At 71.4% G+C, this 802-nt stretch carries 1 protein-coding gene; it reads right to left on the reverse strand.

From position 1 onward, the window contains the following. The coding region (locus tag HX774_RS18720) for a TolC family protein (protein ID WP_255500555.1) at window positions 1-802 on the reverse strand (802 nt) is incomplete at both ends.

Raw genomic sequence — 802 nt, forward strand, 5'->3', positions numbered from 1 at the left:
GCCCGCGCCGAAGCCGAACTGGCCCATGCCTAGATCGACTTCGACCAGGCCGAGATCACGTTGCGCATGGCCCACATCACCCTGGCCAAGTTCTGGGACGGCGGCGCCGATGACGAAATCTGCGCCGCCGTCCCAGAACTTGGCCAGGGTGATGCGGGCCATGCGCACCGTGATCTCGGCCTGGTCGAAGTCGATCTGGGCCTGGGCCAGTTCGGCTTCGGCGCGGGCTCCGGCGAACAGCGGGTCACGCGCAGCTTTCACCCGGCGTTGCACTTCCGTCTGGAAGCGCTCGGCCAGGACGAGCCGTTCGCGGGCGATCTCCAGCTGGGCTTCGGCCGTCAGGACTTCGGACCAGTTGCGCTGGACCCGTTCAAGCCGGTCCAATTGGGCCACGCGGGCCTGGGCGGCGACGAGACCGGTTTCTCCGCGCGCCAGCGTCACCCGGGCGGAACGGTCTCCGCCTCTCTCCAGGCGCTGCTCATAGGAGAGGGTCGTCTCGGTTCGGCCGAGAATGTCTCCTCCGCCGAACGTGGGGAGGTTCTCGACCATCAGGCCGACGACAGGGTTCGGGCGAGCGTCAGCCTGCCGCACGCCGGCTTGCGCCGCCTCTGTGCGAGCGGCGGTTCCGGCCAGGGCGGGATCGGCCCCGACGGCGCGGCGTAGGGCCTCTTCCAGAGGAAGGGGGCGGGCAGGGGCGGTCGCGGGCGTCGCCTGGGCGAGCGCCTCGACGGGCGGCCAGGCCGCCGCGAGTGTGAGCGCGAGGGCCGAAACGGCCGCACGACGCGCCCACGATCCGGCGGGG

The organism is Brevundimonas sp. P7753, from assembly GCF_013386595.1.
GTDB classification, from domain to species: domain Bacteria; phylum Pseudomonadota; class Alphaproteobacteria; order Caulobacterales; family Caulobacteraceae; genus Brevundimonas; species Brevundimonas bullata.